The organism is Halomonas sp. A020 (assembly GCF_027943625.1).
In the GTDB taxonomy this organism is placed as follows: Bacteria; Pseudomonadota; Gammaproteobacteria; order Pseudomonadales; family Halomonadaceae; genus Vreelandella; species Vreelandella piezotolerans.
This window is the reverse complement of sequence record NZ_AP022850.1, coordinates 445,788-464,565: the sequence shown is the minus strand read 5'-3', so window position 1 is coordinate 464,565 and position 18,778 is coordinate 445,788. Positions and strand designations below refer to the sequence as shown.

The 18,778-nt window shown below is 56.3% G+C and carries 18 protein-coding genes; 15 read left to right on the top strand and 3 right to left on the bottom strand.

Annotated features, from left to right (window positions below; genetic code table 11):
* Positions 1-2: 2 nt before the first annotated feature.
* Positions 3-683 carry a GntR family transcriptional regulator gene (locus FRH_RS02105; RefSeq protein WP_139526398.1) on the bottom strand — a complete coding sequence of 227 codons (681 nt, stop codon included), beginning with the start codon at positions 681-683 and terminating at the stop codon, positions 3-5.
* A 221-nt stretch (positions 684-904) separates the two neighbouring features.
* Here FRH_RS02105 and FRH_RS02100 point away from each other — a divergent pair, with 221 nt between their 5' ends.
* The 9 genes from FRH_RS02100 to FRH_RS02060 all read left to right on the top strand — a co-directional run bounded on the left by FRH_RS02100 (position 905) and on the right by FRH_RS02060 (position 11,464).
* Positions 905-1,378, top strand: a complete 474-nt coding sequence (locus tag FRH_RS02100) for a heme-binding protein (protein ID WP_219861709.1) — start codon at positions 905-907, stop codon at positions 1,376-1,378.
* Between the two features lie 204 nt (positions 1,379-1,582).
* On the top strand, positions 1,583-2,560 hold the full coding sequence (locus tag FRH_RS02095; RefSeq protein ID WP_139526400.1) for a TRAP transporter substrate-binding protein: 978 nt from the start codon (positions 1,583-1,585) through the stop codon (positions 2,558-2,560).
* A gap of 69 nt (positions 2,561-2,629) precedes the next feature.
* Positions 2,630-3,190, top strand: coding sequence for a TRAP transporter small permease (locus tag FRH_RS02090; protein ID WP_139526401.1), 561 nt, complete (start codon positions 2,630-2,632; stop codon positions 3,188-3,190).
* 9 nt (positions 3,191-3,199) lie between these two features.
* Entirely contained in the window at positions 3,200-4,483 is a 1,284-nt protein-coding gene (locus FRH_RS02085) for a TRAP transporter large permease (RefSeq protein WP_176558224.1), read from the top strand.
* A 10-nt stretch (positions 4,484-4,493) separates the two neighbouring features.
* Positions 4,494-5,300, top strand: a complete 807-nt coding sequence (locus tag FRH_RS02080) for an enoyl-CoA hydratase (protein ID WP_219861707.1) — start codon at positions 4,494-4,496, stop codon at positions 5,298-5,300.
* Between the two features lie 52 nt (positions 5,301-5,352).
* Entirely contained in the window at positions 5,353-6,540 is a 1,188-nt protein-coding gene (locus FRH_RS02075; RefSeq protein WP_139526403.1) for a CoA transferase, read from the top strand.
* Positions 6,541-6,647: 107 nt separating this feature from the next.
* Positions 6,648-7,871, top strand: coding sequence for an aminotransferase class V-fold PLP-dependent enzyme (locus FRH_RS02070; RefSeq protein WP_219861705.1), 1,224 nt, complete (start codon positions 6,648-6,650; stop codon positions 7,869-7,871).
* 16 nt (positions 7,872-7,887) lie between these two features.
* Positions 7,888-10,911, top strand: coding sequence for an FAD-binding and (Fe-S)-binding domain-containing protein (locus tag FRH_RS02065; RefSeq protein ID WP_281997678.1), 3,024 nt, complete (start codon positions 7,888-7,890; stop codon positions 10,909-10,911).
* Positions 10,912-10,939: 28 nt separating this feature from the next.
* Positions 10,940-11,464 (top strand): gamma carbonic anhydrase family protein, encoded by a 525-nt coding sequence (locus tag FRH_RS02060; RefSeq protein WP_153842527.1) that lies wholly within the window; start codon positions 10,940-10,942, stop codon positions 11,462-11,464.
* 74 nt (positions 11,465-11,538) lie between these two features.
* Here FRH_RS02060 and FRH_RS02055 read toward each other — a convergent pair whose 3' ends face one another.
* Positions 11,539-13,230 (bottom strand): L-lactate permease, encoded by a 1,692-nt coding sequence (locus FRH_RS02055; RefSeq protein WP_139526407.1) that lies wholly within the window; start codon positions 13,228-13,230, stop codon positions 11,539-11,541.
* A gap of 361 nt (positions 13,231-13,591) precedes the next feature.
* On the opposite strand from FRH_RS02055, the gene FRH_RS02050 reads away from it, so the two are divergent.
* From FRH_RS02050 to FRH_RS02040, 3 genes are all read left to right on the top strand, one after another.
* Positions 13,592-14,284: a glutathione S-transferase N-terminal domain-containing protein gene (locus tag FRH_RS02050; RefSeq protein WP_139526408.1), complete on the top strand. Its 693-nt coding sequence runs from the start codon at positions 13,592-13,594 to the stop codon at positions 14,282-14,284.
* A gap of 80 nt (positions 14,285-14,364) precedes the next feature.
* Entirely contained in the window at positions 14,365-15,054 is a 690-nt protein-coding gene (locus FRH_RS02045; protein WP_219861700.1) for a glutathione binding-like protein, read from the top strand.
* Positions 15,055-15,231: 177 nt separating this feature from the next.
* Complete coding sequence (locus FRH_RS02040; RefSeq protein WP_139526410.1) at positions 15,232-15,588, top strand: phasin family protein; 357 nt, start codon at positions 15,232-15,234, stop codon at positions 15,586-15,588.
* A gap of 78 nt (positions 15,589-15,666) precedes the next feature.
* Here the strand turns inward: FRH_RS02040 and uraD are convergent, their stop codons facing one another.
* The gene (gene uraD / locus FRH_RS02035; protein ID WP_139526411.1) at positions 15,667-16,209 is read right to left on the bottom strand and encodes a 2-oxo-4-hydroxy-4-carboxy-5-ureidoimidazoline decarboxylase; all 543 of its coding nucleotides are present in this window, start codon (positions 16,207-16,209) and stop codon (positions 15,667-15,669) included.
* Between the two features lie 138 nt (positions 16,210-16,347).
* On the opposite strand from uraD, the gene uraH reads away from it, so the two are divergent.
* From uraH to FRH_RS02020, 3 genes are read left to right on the top strand one after another with little or no spacing between them, the layout of a single operon-like run.
* Positions 16,348-16,701 (top strand): hydroxyisourate hydrolase, encoded by a 354-nt coding sequence (gene uraH / locus FRH_RS02030; RefSeq protein ID WP_153842528.1) that lies wholly within the window; start codon positions 16,348-16,350, stop codon positions 16,699-16,701.
* 11 nt (positions 16,702-16,712) lie between these two features.
* Positions 16,713-17,912 carry a urate hydroxylase PuuD gene (locus FRH_RS02025; RefSeq protein WP_219861698.1) on the top strand — a complete coding sequence of 400 codons (1,200 nt, stop codon included), beginning with the start codon at positions 16,713-16,715 and terminating at the stop codon, positions 17,910-17,912.
* A 24-nt stretch (positions 17,913-17,936) separates the two neighbouring features.
* Positions 17,937-18,653 carry a GntR family transcriptional regulator gene (locus FRH_RS02020; protein ID WP_219861696.1) on the top strand — a complete coding sequence of 239 codons (717 nt, stop codon included), beginning with the start codon at positions 17,937-17,939 and terminating at the stop codon, positions 18,651-18,653.
* The last annotated feature ends 125 nt before the right edge of the window (positions 18,654-18,778 follow it).

The following is an 18,778-nucleotide window of genomic DNA, read 5'->3' as shown; positions in this document are numbered from 1 at the left end:
GGTTAAGCGTTGGCCGCACTCAGGCTGTCATCCTCAATGACGCCTGCCAAGGTGGCCACTTCCAGCTTGTTGCACAGGTGGTCGCGTAAAATTTGCCCAAGTCGTTTACTGTCGCGCTGCTCGAGCGCGGAGATCATGTTCTCGTGATCTTGAACGGCTTGGCTCCAAAATTTTTGGGTCATTTTTTTCGAGTAGCGCACTCGCTTTACGCGCTGACTGAGGTTGCTGTACATCTCTTGCAACACCTCATTACGCGAAGCGGCCAAAATGCTTTCATGGATCTGCTGGTTGATCTCGAAATAAGTGGCCAGATCTCGATGGCGATAGTGTTCGAGCATGGCATCGTGTAAGGCACGTATAGCCGCAATTTCAGCGTCGCTGATGTGCTGGCAGGCGAGCTCGCCGGACAAACCTTCCAATGCTGCCATTAAGTCGTAGGTATCTTTCACTTTTTTGAACGTCAAGCGCACCACCCGCGCACCTCGATTGGGCAGCAGCTCGATAAGCCCCTCTGTGGCCAGCACCTTGAGTGCTTCTCGAAGCGGCGTGCGTGATACGCCGAACCGTTCGCAAAGCTGCTTTTCTGAGATCCGCTCACCCGGGGCCAGTTCACCGTGCTCAATCAGCTCACCAATGCGGTCAGCGACTTCACGATAAAGATTACGCTGTAAAATTTTCGTCATTGTTCTGTCCCTTCTTGTGTATCCGCTTGGTATCCACCAAGCGACGGGTGCCGCTTTGTAAACACCATTTGAACACAAAGCCATACGCTTATATTGGCGACTCTTTGTATGATTCGCAAAAGTAATTATGAATTCAATTGTAGCAAGTCGAGCTATGCTAGATAGGCGGCAGTGACCCAACTGCTCCCCATAACAATCAATAACCATGTAGGAGCCAATGTATGGCAATGAATATTTTCATGTGTAGCGTTCAGTTGAGTCGAGAGCAGGCCAGAGCCATCTTAGACGGGGCGAGGGCACAGGCGAGAAAAGTCGGTCTTCCGCCTCTCACGCTGGTAGTGCTGGATGGAGGTGGCCATGTGGTGGCTGCCGAGCGTGAAGATGGCTGCGCGCCACTACGTTTTCCGGTGGCTCAGGGAAAAGCACACGCCGCACTGGGTATGGGCATTGCCAGCGGCATTATTGGGGAACGCAATATCGAACGCCCTGCGTTTCTTGCTAGCGTTGCAGCGGCTTCGAAAGGGCATTTTGTGCCGGTGGCGGGAGGCGTGCCTATTCTTGATGGAGAGCAATGTGTCATAGGTGCCGTGGGGGTGAGTGGCGCTTCGTCAGAAGAGGATCAGCAAGTCGCCATTGCCGGTATCAAAGCGGCCGATTTGCACTGGGGGTTAGCGCCCGGTGGCGAAGAGCATTAGGCCAACGAGGTGGTTGTTCAAGCAGGCAGCGTTCGTTGAACGCTGCTTTTTTTATGTCATCACTTTTTTAAATGCTAGGTGTATCAGTAAGTTGACGCTTAGGAGGCTGCTTCAAGACGAAAGTTTAATACCTAATTTTGAATTTTGAATTCAAATTGAAATGGTGAAGACCCAACAACAACAACGGTTCACTTGGAGTACCCCATGAAATTTATCAAGACTGCGCTAGCGGCAGCTGCCGTTACCTTCGGGCTACACGCATCGGTTGCCAGCGCTAACCTCGAGGTGAGGCTTGGCCACGTCGGTGGGCCTGGCTCGCTGTTTGAAATTACTGCTAACCGCTTTGCTGAGCTGGCCAATGAACGCTTGGACGGCGCTGCCGAAGTGAATGTCTATGGCAATAGCCAGTTAGGTAGCGACGAGTCCATGATGCGTCGTCTGCGTCTTGGTTCGCTCGATCTTGCGATTCCCTCAACGGTCATGAGCTCAGAAGCCGAGCAGTTTGCACTGTTTGAAATGCCTTATCTGATTGAGGATCGCGAGCACATGAAACGCGTTCGCGATGAAGTCGTCCGTGGCCCGCTCTATGAGGCGGCCCAAGCCAAGGGCTTTAACATTATTGCCGTGTGGGAAAATGGCTTCCGCCAAATCACCAATAACGTACGCCCTATTACCACTCCTGAAGATCTTGGCGGCATCAAATTACGCACCCCGAGCGGTGTTTGGCGGATAGAGATGTTCCGCAGCTATGGTGCCGCGCCTTCTCCCATGTCGCTCTCCGAAGTATTCGTGGCCCTGCAGACAGGAGCCATGGATGGTCAAGAGAACCCGCTGATTCAAACCTACTCCTCGCGTTTTCACGAAGTGCAAGACTATCTCTCTATTTCCAATCACGTTTATACCCCCGCCTATTTAACCGCCGGTGCCAGTTGGAATCGCCTACCTGACGATGTCCGTAACGTGCTGCAGGAAGTCGCTCTTGAACTCGAAGACTTTGCTCTGGAAGAGGGGCAGCGTCTGGATGATGAGACGTTGGTTCTGATGCGTGATGCGGGAATGGAAGTGAACGAAGTAGACTTCGATGCCTTCGTGGCCGCCTCTCAGTCCATTTATGACACCTTTGCCAATGATGTCGAAGGCGGCCAGGAAATGCTGGATGCCGTCGCTGCCCTGCGCGAATAACCAAGCCATCATCTCGAAGCGGCGTTCCACCTCTTTGGAGGTGGGCGTCTCTTCCTAAAGGAGGTTTCAATGAGCGCTTATACCAAATTCAAGAATGCTTACTTTGCATTTCTTGAAGGTATCGTTGTGGTGTTGGTGATTGCGTTAGCGGGGGTGGTCACCATTGGCTTCGTTTCTCGCTATTTAGGTTCTCCGTTGAGTTGGTATGACGAATTGGCGGCCGTTCTATTGGCTTGGGTAACGTATTACGGGGCGGCTTTGGCGGCCGCTAAAGGGGCTCACATTACATGTCCTAGTGTACTGAATATGTGTCCGCCCTCCATTCGTGTGCCAGTCGCATTACTGGCCGAAGCGATCACCATTGGTTTTTTCATATTTCTGGGGCTGGCGAGCTATCAAGTCATGCTGATTCTCGACGGCATGAACATGGTGAGTCTGCCGGCTATTTCCATGCAAGTGGTGCAGTCGGCCATTCCCATTGCATCGGTGCTGTTCATCATCGCGGAGCTGCTACGGCTACCCGACATAGTGAGAAGTGCCCGCGGCAAAGGCTTCATCGACCACGAGCTTGAAGAGGCCGGTATCGATGCCGACGACATTGAAGCCGTTAGCACCCAGCCGCGAGGATAAGTAACCATCATGATCATTCTCTATATCTTCATTGCACTGATTGCGCTGATCTTGATCAATGTGCCTGTGGCGGTCGCTCTGGCATTGGTGGGGACGATCGCCACCTTCATTACCTACGGCAGCATGGCGATGCCGACGGTGGGTATGACGATGTTCGAGGGGGCAACCAACTTTCCGTTGATTGCCATCCCGCTGTTCATTCTGGCAGGTGCCATCATGAACGCCTCCAGCATCTCGCGACGCTTGATCGATCTGGCCATGGCCATGGTGGGGTTCATCAAGGGTGGCCTGTCGATGGTGACCATCGGTGCGTCGGTGTTCTTTGCCGAAATTTCCGGGTCATCGGTGGCGGGCGTGTCGGCGATTGGCAGTATCTTGATTCCTGCCATGCGCAAGAAGGGGTACTCCAAAGAGTTTGCCGCCTCGATTTCCTCTTCGGCGGCCAGTCTGGCAATTATCCTTCCGCCTTCCATACCCATGATTCTGTACGCGGTCATGTCGGGGGAGTCGGTCGTTCAGATGTTCGTGGCCGGTATCTTTCCTGGCCTGCTGGGGGCGATGGGCTTGGCGGCCATGTGCTACTACCTGGCGCGTAAGTACAACTTCCCCTCTGAAGGTCGTTTCCGGGTGTCGCAACTCTGGAAGGCACTGAAAGAGGCCGTTTGGGCGCTGTTGATTCCGGTCATCATTCTGGGTGGGATTTTCGGCGGCTTCGTGACGGCGACGGAGGGTGCTGCGCTGGCAGTGTGTGTCGCCATCTTCATCAGTGCGGTGGTCTATCGCGAGTTTACCCTCAAGAACTTCATCGACTCGTGCAAAAGCGCTGGTGTGCAAACTGCCGTCGTCATGCTGCTCGTGGCGGCGTCTGCGGTGGTGGGCGGGTATCTGACCGAAACCCGTATTCCTCAGGCCATTGCTTTGCAAATCAGCGACCTGACCAGCAACAAGTATGTGATCCTGGCACTGCTGAACATCATCTTCCTGATTCTCGGTGTGTTCCTGCACTCGGCAGCCGCCATCATTCTGGTCGTCCCTATCGTGCTGCCGCTGGTACTGGAAGTGGGTATCGACCCGCTGCACTTCGGTCTGATCGTCACGCTGAACCTGGCCATTGGGCAGCAGACCCCGCCGGTTGCCAGCGTATTGATTGCCTCCTGCTCCATTGCGAAATCAGACATCTGGGCCACGTCCAGAACCAATCTCTGGTTCATTGCCGTACTGTTCACGATTTTGATGATCAATACCTACATTCCTGCCTTTGCCCTGGCATTGGTCAACTTCATCTACGGATAAGGGGTGCTCCATGACACAGCAACGACAAGCACCCACCACTGAGAGTGTGCGCTTCGAGGTGAAAGACGGTGTGGCCTGGTTAGGGTTCAACCGTCCGCAAAGCCGCAATGCCATGACGTGGGAAATGTACAACGCCTTGGAGTACTACTGCGACACGTTAGCCGACGATACCGAGATCCACGCTCTGGTGCTTCACGGTGTCGGCGGGGAAGCCTTCGTGGCGGGTACCGACATCACCCAATTTGCACATTTTGCGGAAGCGGAGGATGCCATTGGCTACGAGCGGCGCATCGACCGCGTGGTGGGAAAGCTGGAAGCCTTTCCGAAACCCACGCTGGCGCTGATCGAAGGTGCCTGTGTAGGCGGTGGCGCGGCGTTGGCGCTGGTATGTGATTTTCGCTATGCCACCGACACGCTGAAATTTGGCGTGCCCATTGCCAAGACGCTGGGCAATACGCTCTCCATTTCCAATGTGTCTCGACTGGTGGATATGGTCGGTATCCCGCGCACGAAAGAAGTGTTGATGATGGCGAAACTGGTGACGGCAGAAGAGGCGCTGGGCGCGGGTTTGGTCAATCAGCTGTTCGATAGGGCGGATATCTACGCCGAAGTTGCCACCATTGCCGCCGAATTTGCCAAACGTGCACCCCTGACCCTGCAGGCCAGCAAGGCGCTGATCAATCGCGTGCAGGCCCAGCGGCGGCTCCCGGCCGATGCTAGCGACGATTGGGTGGCCACTTGCTACCTGAGCCAGGATTTCTCGGCAGCGGTGAACAAGTTCGTCAATAAAACGCCTTTTGAGTGGCGCGGCCAGTAAGGCTGCCGCTCTGCTCAGTAGATGCCTATCACAGGCTTGAGGAGGAAAGCGCATGCTTCCTTTACAAGATATAAAAGTACTCGATGTGTCACAGATCATGGCTGGCCCTTACTGCACCATGGTGCTGGCGGATATGGGGGCCGAGGTCATCAAGGTAGAGAAACTCAATGGTGGCGATGACAGCCGTCAGATGGGGCCATACGTGAACGGCGAGTCGACCTGCTTTTCGCAAATCAACCGTAACAAGAAAAGCATTTCACTCAACCTGAAAGACGAGCGTGCCCGCCAGATCTTTTATCGACTGGCAGCGGATGCGGATGTCATCGTCGAGAACTATCGGCCGGGGGTCACCCAATCGCTGTCGATCGACTACGACACCATCAAAGCGATTAATCCAGGCATCGTTTACTGCTCCATTTCGGGGTATGGCCAAACCGGGCCCTACAGCCACAGAGGCGGATTCGATCTGGTGGCGCAAGGCATGACCGGGCTGATGTCGATGACCGGCGAAGCCGGGCGGCGCCCTTTGAAGACCGGCATCGCGGTCTACGACATTGGCGGTGGCATCACGGCGGTCTATTCGATTTTGGCCGCCCACATCCACAAGATGAAGACGGGGGAAGGGCAGCATATCGATATCGCCATTACCGAATGCGGGTTGCCCTGGTTTACCTGGGAAGCGGCGGCTTACTTCTCTGAAGGCACCGTGCCTGGCCCCACTGGCTGGCGCCATCGGGTGTCTGCGCCTTATCAGGCGGTGAAGGCCAAGGATGGTTATTTGATGCTGGGCTGCGCCAACCAACGAACCTGGGAGCGGTTTTGCGGCGATGTATTGAAACGTCCCGCACTGATGGAAGACCCCCGCTTTCTGACCAACCATGATCGTGGCCAGCATGTGGATGAACTGGAGGCGCTGCTCGAAGAGCTGATGGCCCACCAGACCGTCGATGAGTGGCTGACACTCTGCGATACCGCAGGCGTACCGGCAGGCCCCATCAATGACTTTGCCCAGGCCATGCAGGATGAGCACTACTTGGCCCGTGGCATGGTGGAGGAGATGGACCATCCGGTGATCGGCAAAATGAAAACCATCGGCTTTCCCAGCAAGTTCTCACGCACACCTGCTCAGATCCGCTCTTCAGCGCCGCTCTTTGCTCAGCATACCGACGAGGTACTCGAGCAATTGGGCCTGTCGGATGAAGAGCGTGACACACTGCGTGCCGAAGGGTGCATAAAGTAGTTTTTTTAAAAATTCAGTTTGAATTCATTATCCAATTTAGTGCCGTGCTGTTTCGCGATAACCGCATCACAACAACCGCATTACAACAACAATGAGGAAGCGACATCATGTTGAAGCTAGATTTTCACCCCTCCGGTCGTCATTTTCTGCAGATTCCTGGCCCATCGCCGGTGCCCGACCGCATCCTGCGCGCCATGAGCCTGCCAACGATCGATCACCGCGGGCCAGAGTTCGGCGCGCTGGGCCGCGAACTGCTGGCCAAGACCAAGCAGGTATTCAAGACCGAGCACCCGGTAGTGATCTACCCCGCCTCGGGCACGGGCGCATGGGAGGCGGCGCTTGCCAACACTATGTCGCCTGGCGACCGGGTGCTGATGTTCGAAACAGGCCACTTCGCTACGTTGTGGCACAAGATGGCGCTGCGCCTGGATCTGACGCCGGAATTCATAGGCCTGCCGGGGTATGAAGGCTGGCGCCAAGGCGTGCAGGCCGAGATGATCAAAGAGCGGCTAAAAGACGACCCCGAGCACGAGATCAAAGCGGTCTGTGTGGTGCACAACGAAACCTCCACGGGGGTCACCAGTGACATCGCGGCGGTTCGTCGCGCCATCGATGAGGCCAATCACCCGGCCTTGTTGATTGTGGATACCATTTCCGGGTTGGCCAGTGCCGATTACCGCCACGATGAGTGGGGCGTGGATGTCACGGTGTCCGGCTCACAGAAGGGCCTGATGCTGCCGCCGGGCATCAGTTTCAATGCGCTCTCACCCAAAGCGATCGAGGTGAGCAAGCAGGCCAAGCTGCCCAAGAGTTTCTGGGCCTGGGATGAAATTCTGGAAGCCAACCAGAACGGCTATTGGCCCTATACCCCCAGCACCAACTTGCTGTACGGCCTTAATGAAGCGCTCGACATGCTGCTGGATGAGGGCATGCCGCAGGTCTTGGCCCGCCACCAGCGCTGGGCGGCAGGGGTGCGTGCGGCGGTACAAGCGTGGGGCTTGGAGATTCAGTGCCAGGACCCCGCGCTGTACTCGCCGGTACTCACAGGGGTAGTGATGCCGGAAGGCGTGGATGCGGATGCCGTGCGCAAGATCATCTATGAGCGTTTTGACCTGTCGCTGGGAATGGGCCTTGGCAAGGCGAAAGGCAAGATGTTCCGGATCGGGCACCTGGGGGATTGCAACGACTTGACCCTGATTGCCACGCTGGGCGGCTGCGAAGCGGGCATGAAGCTGGCAGGCGTATCGCTTCGCGGCAGCGGTGTCTTGGCAGCGTTGGAGTACTTCGCGGCGAACCCGTTGCAAGCGTCAAGCGACCATCAGGCGCGTTAAAAAGGGGAGAAGTGTCATGACGTCACTGACCAGCCAACCTGCGCCTAGAGATGCCAAGATCAAGCCGATCAGCGGTCTGGCTGAACGGCTTTCACGAGAGCTCACAGGCGATGTCTTATTTGATCAGGCGACTCGGGGGCGTTATGCCACTGACGCATCCATTTATCAGGTAACCCCCGTTGGCGTGGTGGTCCCACGCCATCAGGAAGATTTGAAAATTGCCCTGGACATTGCCCGTGACGCCCACGTGCCGGTGTTGGCACGTGGGGCAGGCACCAGCCAGTGTGGTCAAACCGTGGGTGAGGCATTGGTCATCGATACCACGCGCTGGCTGAACCAAGTGGTGGAGTTCGACCCCGACGCACGCACCGTGGTGGTGGAGCCAGGCATGGTGCTGGATCATCTCAATGCTTGGCTCAAGCCCCATGGGCTATGGTATCCGGTGGATGTCTCCACCAGTGCCCAGTGCACCATTGGCGGTATGGCAGGTAACAACTCCTGCGGGTCGCGCTCTATTTACTACGGCAACATGGTGCACAACGTCGAGGGCATCGAAGCCACGCTGGCCGATGGATGCGACGTGAATTTCAGCTTTGTGGATGGGTTCGCTGAGGGCACAAGAGAACACCAACTTGCCCAGCAGGTAAAAGCCATTGCCGAGCGGGTCGGCCATGATATTCGCGACCACTTTCCCAAAGTGTTGCGTCGCGTGGGGGGCTATAACCTCGACCTGTTCGACTGCCAAAACCCTATCCCCTATGACCTGAATGGGCGGGCGAATTTAGCGCACTTGCTTATCGGCTCTGAAGGGACGCTCGGGGTAAGCCGCCGTATCAAGCTGAAGCTGTCGCCGCTCCCCGAACAAAAAGTGCTGGGGGTCGTCAACTTCCCCACGTTCTATCAAGCCATGGATTTTACCCAGCATATCGTCAAGCTGGGGCCGATGGCGGTCGAACTCGTCGACCGCACGATGATTGAGCTCTCGCTTGAGAATCCGGCGTTCAGGCCGGTGATCGAAAAAGCGCTGATCGGCAAGCCGGAAGCCATTTTGCTGGTGGAGTTTGCCGGGCAAGACCGAGAGGCGCAGCTTGAATCGCTGCAGCGCCTTAATGAGCTAATGGGCGATTTAGGCCTGCCCGGCAGCGTGGTGAATATGCCGGAGGCGGCCGAGCAGAAAGCGCTGTGGAACGTGCGCAAGGCTGGGCTCAATATCATGATGAGCATGAAAGGCGATGGTAAGCCGGTCTCCTTCATCGAAGATTGTGCCGTTCCCCTTGAGCACCTTGCCGAGTACACCGCAAAGCTCACCGAGGTATTCAATCGCTATGGCACGGAGGGCACCTGGTACGCCCATGCGGGGGTCGGCACGCTACACGTTCGCCCCATTCTGGACATGCGCCGCGACGGGGCGCAAAAAATGCGTGAAATCGCAGAGCTGGCCTCTTCGCTGGTACGTGAGTACAAGGGCGCGTACTCGGGTGAGCACGGCGACGGTATTTGCCGTGGCGAGTGGGTTGCTTGGCAGTTTGGCGAGACCATCAATGACGCTTTCCGCGAAGTGAAACAGCTCTTTGATCCGAAGAACCTACTCAATCCTGGAAAAATCGTCGATACCCCGAAAATGGATGACGAGCGCTACTTCCGTTTTCCGTCCACCTATCAGCGTATTCCGATGACACCGGTATTCGATTGGTCCTCCTGGAACGTGAAGCGAGATCCGCTCACGGGTGAGCAAACGCCTCCTGGCAGTGCTGGAGACACGACCCATGGCTTGGCCATGGCGGTTGAGATGTGCAACAACAACGGCCACTGCCGCAAGTTCGATGCAGGCACCATGTGCCCAAGCTACCGCATCACCAAAGAGGAGCAGCACCTGACTCGGGGCAGAGCGAATACATTACGGCAAGTGCTCTCGGGGCAGTTGGGGGATGAAGGACTCGCCAGCGATGAGGTGAAAGACGCGCTGGACCTATGCGTTTCTTGTAAAGGCTGCAAACGCGACTGCCCCACGGGCGTTGATATGGCCAAGTTCAAGATCGAAGCGCGGGCGGCTCGAGTGCGCGCCAAAGGCCTCACGTTGCGTGATCGCATGGTTGGCGAAATGCCCCGTTACGCCCCTTGGGCTAGCCGGTTCTCAGGTTTGGTGAACGGTATCGAACGGGCTCCCTGGCTGGCGAAGCGCATCAAGCAGGCGCTCAAGCTCGCCCCGCAAAGAGCGCTCCCCGCGTTTAACGGCAACTTCCTGGCGACGGCGGCCTCTTCGTCAACCGCTGAGAGGCCAACTGCAGAGAGGCCGATTGCAGAGAAAGAAGTCCTGCTGTTTGTGGATACCTTCAATAACTATATGGAGGTCGATAATGCCTCCGCCGCCAAGCGAGTGCTGGAGGCCGCTGGTTATCAGGTTCATCTTAACGTGACCCAAGGTCAGCGGCCGCTCTGCTGTGGCCGCACCTACCTCTCTTCGGGCCAGTTCGAGAAAGCCAAGGCCGAGGCACAGCGCACGCTGGATTTCCTGATGCCGTTCGTGGAGCGTGGCGTGGCCGTGGTGGGGTTGGAGCCCTCGTGTTTGCTCAGCATGCGTGATGAATTCTTGCAGTATGGCTTTGGCGAACAGGCGCAGGCATTGTCGGAAGCTGCCTATCTGTTTGAGGAGTTTTTGCTACATGCTCACTCGACAGGAGCGCTGTCGTTAACGCTCAAGCCCATGGAAGGCCAGCGCGTGATGCTGCATGGCCACTGCCACCAGAAAGCGTTTGATGCGTTGCGTCCGGTAGAACAAGTGCTGAGCTGGATTCCTGGCGTGGCGGTCGAGACGGTCGAGTCGTCCTGCTGCGGCATGGCAGGCAGTTTTGGCTACGAAGCCGAACACTACGAAGCCTCGATGAAAATGGCAGAGCTGACGCTGTTGCCTGCCGTGCGAAGCGCGAATGAGCAGGCGGTGTTGGTGGCCGATGGCACCAGCTGTCGCCATCAAATTCAGGATGGCAGCGGACGCCAAGCGATTCACGTTGCTCGCCTGCTGGCGCAAGCGCTAGCCTGATAGCGACAACCAACAAAAGGAGCGTTACGTGGCCATCTATCAATTTGGCGAGCATCAGCCCGCTATTCATGAAGACGTATACATTGCCGACACGGCGGACGTTATCGGTCAGGTTACCCTGAAGGCTCGCGCCAGCGTGTGGTATCAAGCCGTATTGCGCGGCGACAGCGACCATCTGGACATCGGTGAAGAGAGCAACATCCAAGATGGCGCCGTGCTGCACGCGGACCCCGGCTACCCGCTGAAGGTGGGAAAGGGGGTGACCGTCGGGCACCAGGCGATGCTGCATGGCTGTACCGTGGGGGATGGCTGTTTGATCGGCATTCAGGCGGTAGTGCTCAACGGCGCCGTGATTGGCGAGAACAGCTTGGTAGGCGCGGGGGCCTTCATCAAGGAAGGGGCGGTATTTCCGCCAAACTCGTTGATCGTCGGTTCACCCGCCAAAGTGGTCAGAGAGCTGACGGCGGAGGCGGTGGAAGCACTGAAGCTCAATGCGCAAAGCTATGTGATTCGAGGCCAGCAGCATGCAACGACTCTGAAGCGGATTGGTTGAGGTGAGTAAGTCGTAAAAAATTTACCCCCAGGCAATGCCTGGGGGTAAATCGTTTTACGGGGTTGAGAAGAGGACTACATCAACGGATCTGTCACCCCTAAAACATAAAACGCAATCATCGCGATAACGCCGGTGAATACCAGGTAGTAGATGGTCGGGATGATCGTTTTACGAATGGTGGTACCTTCGCGTCCCAAGAGACCAACGGTCGCTGATGCTGCCACCACGTTGTGAATAGCGATCATGTTACCTGCCGCAGCACCAACGGCTTGCAGTGCCACCATCATGGCCGTTGATAGTCCCAGTGTTTCAGCGATGCTGAATTGGAATTCTGCCAGCATGAGGTTAGACACCGTATTGGAGCCCGCAATGAAAGCCCCCATTGCCCCGACGGCAGGCGCAAAGAACGGGTAGATACCGCCCACACCGTTAGCCACTGCTTGCGCCATCATGACCGGCATCGAGACTAAGTCGGCACCGTTAACACCAGAGTTGATCAGAATCCGCACCATCGGCACGGTAAAGATCAGTACGAAACCAGCTCCGAAAATGGTCTTGGTGGACTCGGAGACTGCTGCGCTCATCTGGCGAGGGTTCATCTTATGCAGGAAGTAAGTGATGAATACGACGGCTAGGATGATGCCGCCCGGCAGATAAAGTGGTTGAACGCCACCGCTCACGCCTGCTTCGCCGAAGATATTGGCCCAGTTCAGGTTAACCGAGGTCAACGCCGCCCGCAGTGGCTCGATGGTACGAGAGGCCACCAGGAACAGTGCTAGCAGTACATAGGGTACCCAGCCTTTGAAGGTGGACATTGGGGCTTTACCGGCCACATCGTCGAGCTTGATTTGCAGATTACCGATCCACTCATCAGGCCACGAGGTCGATTCAGGGAAGTCCCAGGTCTCTTTGGGCAGCAGGAAGCCTTTACGAGCAGCAGGCACCACGATGGCCAAGCCCACCATTGCCCCAATCATGGAGGGGAACTCCGGGCCAAGCAGTACGCCTACTAGCATGTAGGGCACCACGAAAGAGACACCCGTGAAGATGGCAAACGGTGCAATCGAGAGCCCCTCTTTCCAAGAGCGGTTGGCACCGAAGAAGCGCACCATTACCAGCACGAGGATTAGCGGCATCAAAATACCCACGATACCGTGGGTGATCGCCACCGAACTGGTCACCTGTTGAAAAAACACGTCCCAGGTGGAGCCGTTCGCTTCCAGCTGAGCAGTAATGTCAGCACGGTTCAAGCCGCTGCCGACACCCACGACGATCGGCGTGCCCACAGCGCCAAACGATACCGGCGTGGATTGAATCATCATGCCCACGACCACCGCGGCTAGCGCCGGGAAGCCCAGCGCTACCATCAGCGGAGCGGCGACAGCCGCCGGTGTGCCGAAACCGGAGGCGCCTTCGATGAAGCAACCAAACAGCCAAGCAACGATCAACGCCTGTACGCGGCGGTCAGGGCTGATGCCCGAGAAGCCGTTACGGATCGCGGTAATGCCTCCCGAGTGCTTGAGCGTGTTGAGCAGCAAGATGGCGCCGAAGATAATCCACAATAGACCAGCGGTTTGGATAAGACCCTGTACCGTGGATGCCGCCACGCGGCTAAACGACATATCCCAGGCGGTCAGACCAATGATGGCTGCCGTGAGGAAGACAATTGGCATCGCTATTTTGGCCGGAATCTTAAAGCCTATGAGCAATATTCCGGCTAGCAACAGCGGCAGAAACGCCAGAAGAGCGAGTATAGATTCATTCATGGGAGGAACGGCCCCTTGTTATTGATTTGGTATGCTCCGCGAAAGCCAACTTGTCATTGCAATGATAGTTGGGTCAGCGTGAAAGATACGGTCAGGCAGGCTGAATGACTACATTGGAAAATTGGTCTTACCAGTAAATAGGCGCAAGATAGCATGGGAACCAAGCGGTCGTTTTAAAATAAGATGTTGTTTTTATGGAGCTTTAAAGTTTGCGTTAGCATGCTAGCTAGGTGGGCCTCATTAGACTAATAGACAGTGTGAAGCGCTTGCACCGACATCGCCAAACGCGCCGCTTGCGCTGTCGATCACTTAGACTCACTGTAGTGGCGATGCCCCCCAATGACAAAAGGAGTATGACTCGATGGCAATCACCCTTTATGACCTGTGCGGCCGTGACGAACGCCTGCGTTTTTCTCCCTATTGTTGGCGTGTACGTATGACGCTGGCCCACAAAGGCTTGGAGGTCACCACCGTGGCTTGGCGCTTTCAGGAAAAAGAGGCGCTCGCGTTTGCCGATTACGACAAAGTGCCCGTGCTGACGGATGGTGACAACGTGGTCACCGATAGCTTTGACATCATGCGCTACTTAGACCGCGCTTATCCAGATGCCCCCGTGGTGGGTGAAGGGATGAGTCTGCAGCGCTTGATGCTGTTCAAGCAGTCGGTAGAGCGGAGCATTACTCCTGCGCTATTCAAGATCGTTGCGTTAGATCTGTTAGCCGCTATTCATCCTGAGGATCGTGATTACTTTCGTAAAACACGTGAGGCGCGCTTTGGAGCTACTTTAGAGGCCGTCAACGATCCTGAGCAGGGGCGACACCTGTTGAAGCAAGCGCTGGTACCGGTGAATGCTCAGTTGAAAGAGAGCCCGTTTTTAGATGGCGATACCCCAAGCGGTGCCGATTATTTGCTGTTTGGCAGCATGATGTGGGCCTACACCGTTTCAACCGAAACACTAGTGGATGAAAAAGACCCTGTCGCGGCTTGGTTCAAGCGTATGCTAGAGGTGCACGATTCAGTGGCAGGCAAGGCCGTCACTGTTCGTGATCTATAATCGTTGAGACGGCCATAAGCCGTCAGACGACCCACAGGCAACACCAACGACCTAGGTCGTTGGTGTGAAAGGAGATGGCGATGATCGACCTGTACTACTGGACAACCCCGAACGGCCACAAAATCTCCATCATGCTCGAAGAGACCAAACTGGCGTATCGCGTCAAGCCGATCAATATTGGTCGGGGGGAGCAATTTGACCCTGAATTTTTGACCATTGCGCCGAATAACCGTATCCCAGCCATCGTGGACCATGCCCCGAAAGATGGCGGCCAACCCATGGCGCTATTCGAATCTGGCGCTATTTTGGAGTATCTCGCCGACAAGACGGGCCAGTTTCTACCGACAGAAGGGCGCGAACGTTACGTGGTGCTGCAGTGGCTGCATTGGCAAATGGGCGGACTGGGTCCCATGGCGGGGCAGAATCACCACTTCTGCCACTACGCGCCGCAAAAAATCGAGTACGCCATCGAGCGTTACGTGCGTGAGACCAATCGTCTTTATAGCGTGCTGGATCAGCGGCTTTCCCAGCAGCATTTTGTTGGCGGTGACCGCTACTCCATTGCCGATATGGCGATTTATCCCTGGATCGTTCCCTGGGAGAAGCAGCGCCAAACGCTTGAGGAGTTTCCCGATCTTGAACGCTGGTTCGACGACGTCTCGCAACGCCCCTCCGTGCGTAAAGCCTATGCCTTAGTGGAAGATGTGAACCCCGAGTCAGGCGTGACGATGGATGCTGAAGCTCGTAAGCACCTGTTTGGAAATCGTTAATCAAGCGGCCTTTTCGAGCGTCCTAGAGAACGACAGATGAGCAAGCGCAGTATGACCAAAAATCATGTTGCGCTGCACAAAAAGCGCTGCTAGCTTTGTGGGTAGCAAAGGCAAACGCCCGCTTACGACCTGCGTCAATGCAGGCCGAACCACTATCTCACTCAAGGAGATTACGTGATGAACAAGGCCGCAGAAAAAACCAGCCAACAGTTCGACTCTGTTTTCGTGTCCCCGATGCGTTCTTACACGCTCGCTGCGCTGAACTACTACGAGCAGCTAGTGGGCGCGCAGATGGATGCAGCCCGTGCCTACTCCGACATGACCATCGCCCAAGCGCGTACATGGTTAGACGTGAAAGACGCGGACAGCTTCAAAAAAGCGATGGAGAGCCAGCAAAAAACCGCTACCGATCTAATGGAGCGCATGAAAGGCGACTCTGAAAAAGTCACCTCCATTAGCCAGAGCTTCATGCAAGACAGCCAGAAAATGGCCGAAGAAACCACCAAGAAAGCGGTAGAGACTGCCAAGCAGTAAGCAACCGTCTGATGGCAAAAATGCCGCGCCCAGAACCGATTCTGGGTGCGGCATTTTTTTGGGATGGAGGAAAGATGACTAGGATGCCTCGTCAGCACGGGCTCGAAGACGGAAGCGCGCGATGCGAATAATTTGTTGAATCGCGGTTTCACGCTCCTGGGCCAAGCCGTTATCCAAACGCTCTTCAAACGCCGCAAGGATGTCGTAGCGATCCAGACCTTTCACCGCAATTACGAACGGAAAGCCGAATTTCTCTTTATAAGCGGCGTTCAGCTGTTCGAAGCGAGTAAATTCCTCGGGCGAGCACTGGTCGAGCCCTGCGCCGGCCTGCTCGCTGGTGGAGTCGTGGGTCAACTCGCCCGCCAACGCTGCCTTGCCCGCTAGATCGGGGTGGGCGCGAATGACGTCAATCTGCTGCTCAGGAGTAGCTTGTCGAAGCATCAAGCCCATCAATTCGGCCAGTGCATCAGGGGCATCATGCTCTTGGCGTAAGCCGTGTTGCCAAGCGGCTTCCGCCACCCAGGGGGAGTGCTCATACACATCACCATAGTGGGCAATGAACGTTTCCAAGTTGGATTGGCTGGGAAGAGGGAATAACGTGAGTGAGGTGGCGGTTGACACAAAAATTCTCCAGGCGTGCGAAAAGGGAAATGCTGTATACAATAAATAGCATCGACGGTACTCTTTGACCAATAGGTCAAACCCTACTCATAACGTCTATTCATAACGCCAACAACCTCGCCAATGTAAGGAGTGACGATGGGACGCTTAACTACCCACGTGCTGGATACCGCCAAAGGGCAGCCCGGCCAAGGCATTACCATTGAAGTCTTTCGGCTAGCGAGCGGCCACCGCGAGCACTTAGGCTCCACCGTCACCAACAGCGATGGCCGTTGTGATGTGCCCCTGTTAGAAGGCGATGCGCTCACGCCCGGTGAGTATGAGTTAGTGTTCCACGCGGGGGACTATTTACGCCGTCAGGGTATCGAAGCCGCCGAGCCACGCTTTTTAGACGTGATTCCGCTGCGCTTTGGCGTAGCCGATGCAAGCCAGCACTACCACGTGCCGCTGCTACTCTCGCCGTATGGCTACTCGACCTATCGCGGTAGTTAAGAGGGCAGATCATGCAAGCGTACATCATCGAATTCGTCAACCTGCTGCTGCGCTGGCTGCACGTGATTGCGGCCATTGCCTGGATCGGCGAATCGATTTACTTCGTCATGCTCGATAACGGCCTGCGCACTCCCAAAGCCGCTGAAGATCGTGAGAAAGGCATCTTTGGTGAGATGTGGGCCGTCCACGGCGGCGGTTTCTATCATAACCAGAAATACGCGACGGCCCCCGCCAAGCTGCCCAACGACCTGCACTGGTCGTTCTGGAAAGCCTATACCACGTGGCTATCGGGGTTTGCGCTGTTCGTCATTCTTTACATGGTGAATCCCGGTTTTTACTTGGTGAACCCGGACAGCAACTGGGCCTGGGCGGCTAACCTGACCGGTTGGCAGGCGAACCTGCTGGCGCTTGGCTTCCTACTCGGCGGCTGGGTGGTTTATAACGAGCTATGTAAGCGCATCAGTCCCAACATGGAGCGCGATGGCCTGCTGAGCATTGCCGTGGCGGTGATGATGGTGGTGGTGGCCTACCTAAGTACCCAGATGTTCACCGGACGTGCGGCGTTTCTACTCACTGGCGCGGTGATGGCCACGGCCATGTCGGCCAACGTCTTTTTCTGGATCATTCCCGGCCAGCGCCGCATGGTGAAAGCCATGAAGGCGGGCGAGGCTCCCAACCCACTAGACGGCAAGCGCGGCAAGCAGCGTTCGGTGCACAACACCTACTTCACGCTCCCCGTGGTGCTGCTGATGGTGAGTAATCACTACTCCTTTATCTACGCCCATGAACTTGCTTGGGTAGTGATGGTGCTGTTCATCTTTGCCGGTGCGTTGATTCGTCAGTTCTTCGTGCTGATGCATGCCGGGAAGATTCAGCCTGCTTACCCGGCGGTGGGCGTTGGACTGATTCTGCTCGCGTTCTGGATGGCGGCGCCCAGCCCAAGTAGCACCGCAGAAAGCACTGGCGGTGCGCCCACACAAGCACAGATTTCTGGATTGATTGAGCAACACTGCACCCAGTGCCATGCCCGCAACCCTGAGCACGCCGGTTTCTCCGCGCCACCGGCAGGCTATGCCTTCGATAGCTGGGACGATATTCTAGGCCACAAAGCGCACATCCAGCAGGTCGTTGGCAGTCGCTACATGCCATTGGGTAATATCACCAACATGAGTGACGAAGAGCGCGATATCATTGCGGCCTGGAAGGAGTGATCACAGTCGCGGACAGGAGACACTATGAGCGATGCGCAGGCGGCGTTAAAACGACGACCCACTGAGAAAGAGGGTGACGAGCGCCACGAAGCGATTTACCGGGCAGTGAGCGATGCCATTGTGGAGCAACGCCTCAAACCCGGCGCTCGGCTGCGGGAAGATGCGCTCGCGGAGGTGTTCGGCATTAGCCGCACGGGGATTCGTAAAATTCTCCAGCGGCTGGCGCTGGAGCAGCTCGTAACCTTGACCCCGCGTCGTGGGGCTAGCGTGACGCGACCTACCGCCGAGGAAGCGAAAGACGTGTTCGATGCCCGCCAGTTGATCGAATGCGGCCTCATGCCCGATGTGGCCAGGCGAATGAACACCGCCGCAGCGGCGGAGCTTCGCGAGATGGCCCGCCAAGAGCGCCAAGCCCTGCGCAGCGGTCAGCAGAGCGTGGCCATTCGCCTCTCGGCGGATTTTCACGTGCGGCTCGCTCAGCTCTCCGGCAACGCCACCCTGGCGGAGTTCGTGGAACGCCTCTGCTCCCGCTCTTCGCTGATCCTCGCCGTCTACGGGCATCGCGGCCACCTAGGCTGCGAATCCCACGACCATGACGACCTGATTGGCTATTTGGAAACCGGCAACGGAGAGCGCGCCAAAGCCTTCATGAGCCGTCATCTCAAAGCCATCGAGGCGTCGCTTTCCATGGTCGAAGAGGAGGAAAACGTACCGGATCTGCAGCAGATTTTTGGCGTTTAGCGACGTAGCCGCTCTGCTCGCTCTGCTCAACGGCAATGACGGTTAAGCAGCGTTTTTGAGGCTTTCTATTAACGTCAACACGCCACCAAAGCTCATCCTGTGGCGTGTTGAGTGGTTACTGCGTT

Excerpts from the sequence above, each read along its gene's own strand:
- FRH_RS02105 (WP_139526398.1), bottom strand. The coding sequence starts at position 683 with ATGACGAAAATTTTACAGCGTAATCTTTATCGTGAAGTCGCTGACCGC.
- FRH_RS02100 (WP_219861709.1), top strand. The coding sequence starts at position 905 with ATGGCAATGAATATTTTCATGTGTAGCGTTCAGTTGAGTCGAGAGCAG.
- FRH_RS02095 (WP_139526400.1), top strand. The coding sequence starts at position 1,583 with ATGAAATTTATCAAGACTGCGCTAGCGGCAGCTGCCGTTACCTTCGGG.
- FRH_RS02090 (WP_139526401.1), top strand. The coding sequence starts at position 2,630 with ATGAGCGCTTATACCAAATTCAAGAATGCTTACTTTGCATTTCTTGAA.
- FRH_RS02085 (WP_176558224.1), top strand. The coding sequence starts at position 3,200 with ATGATCATTCTCTATATCTTCATTGCACTGATTGCGCTGATCTTGATC.
- FRH_RS02080 (WP_219861707.1), top strand. The coding sequence starts at position 4,494 with ATGACACAGCAACGACAAGCACCCACCACTGAGAGTGTGCGCTTCGAG.
- FRH_RS02075 (WP_139526403.1), top strand. The coding sequence starts at position 5,353 with ATGCTTCCTTTACAAGATATAAAAGTACTCGATGTGTCACAGATCATG.
- FRH_RS02070 (WP_219861705.1), top strand. The coding sequence starts at position 6,648 with ATGTTGAAGCTAGATTTTCACCCCTCCGGTCGTCATTTTCTGCAGATT.
- FRH_RS02065 (WP_281997678.1), top strand. The coding sequence starts at position 7,888 with ATGACGTCACTGACCAGCCAACCTGCGCCTAGAGATGCCAAGATCAAG.
- FRH_RS02055 (WP_139526407.1), bottom strand. The coding sequence starts at position 13,230 with ATGAATGAATCTATACTCGCTCTTCTGGCGTTTCTGCCGCTGTTGCTA.
- FRH_RS02050 (WP_139526408.1), top strand. The coding sequence starts at position 13,592 with ATGGCAATCACCCTTTATGACCTGTGCGGCCGTGACGAACGCCTGCGT.
- FRH_RS02045 (WP_219861700.1), top strand. The coding sequence starts at position 14,365 with ATGATCGACCTGTACTACTGGACAACCCCGAACGGCCACAAAATCTCC.
- FRH_RS02040 (WP_139526410.1), top strand. The coding sequence starts at position 15,232 with ATGAACAAGGCCGCAGAAAAAACCAGCCAACAGTTCGACTCTGTTTTC.
- uraH (WP_153842528.1), top strand. The coding sequence starts at position 16,348 with ATGGGACGCTTAACTACCCACGTGCTGGATACCGCCAAAGGGCAGCCC.
- FRH_RS02025 (WP_219861698.1), top strand. The coding sequence starts at position 16,713 with ATGCAAGCGTACATCATCGAATTCGTCAACCTGCTGCTGCGCTGGCTG.
- FRH_RS02020 (WP_219861696.1), top strand. The coding sequence starts at position 17,937 with ATGAGCGATGCGCAGGCGGCGTTAAAACGACGACCCACTGAGAAAGAG.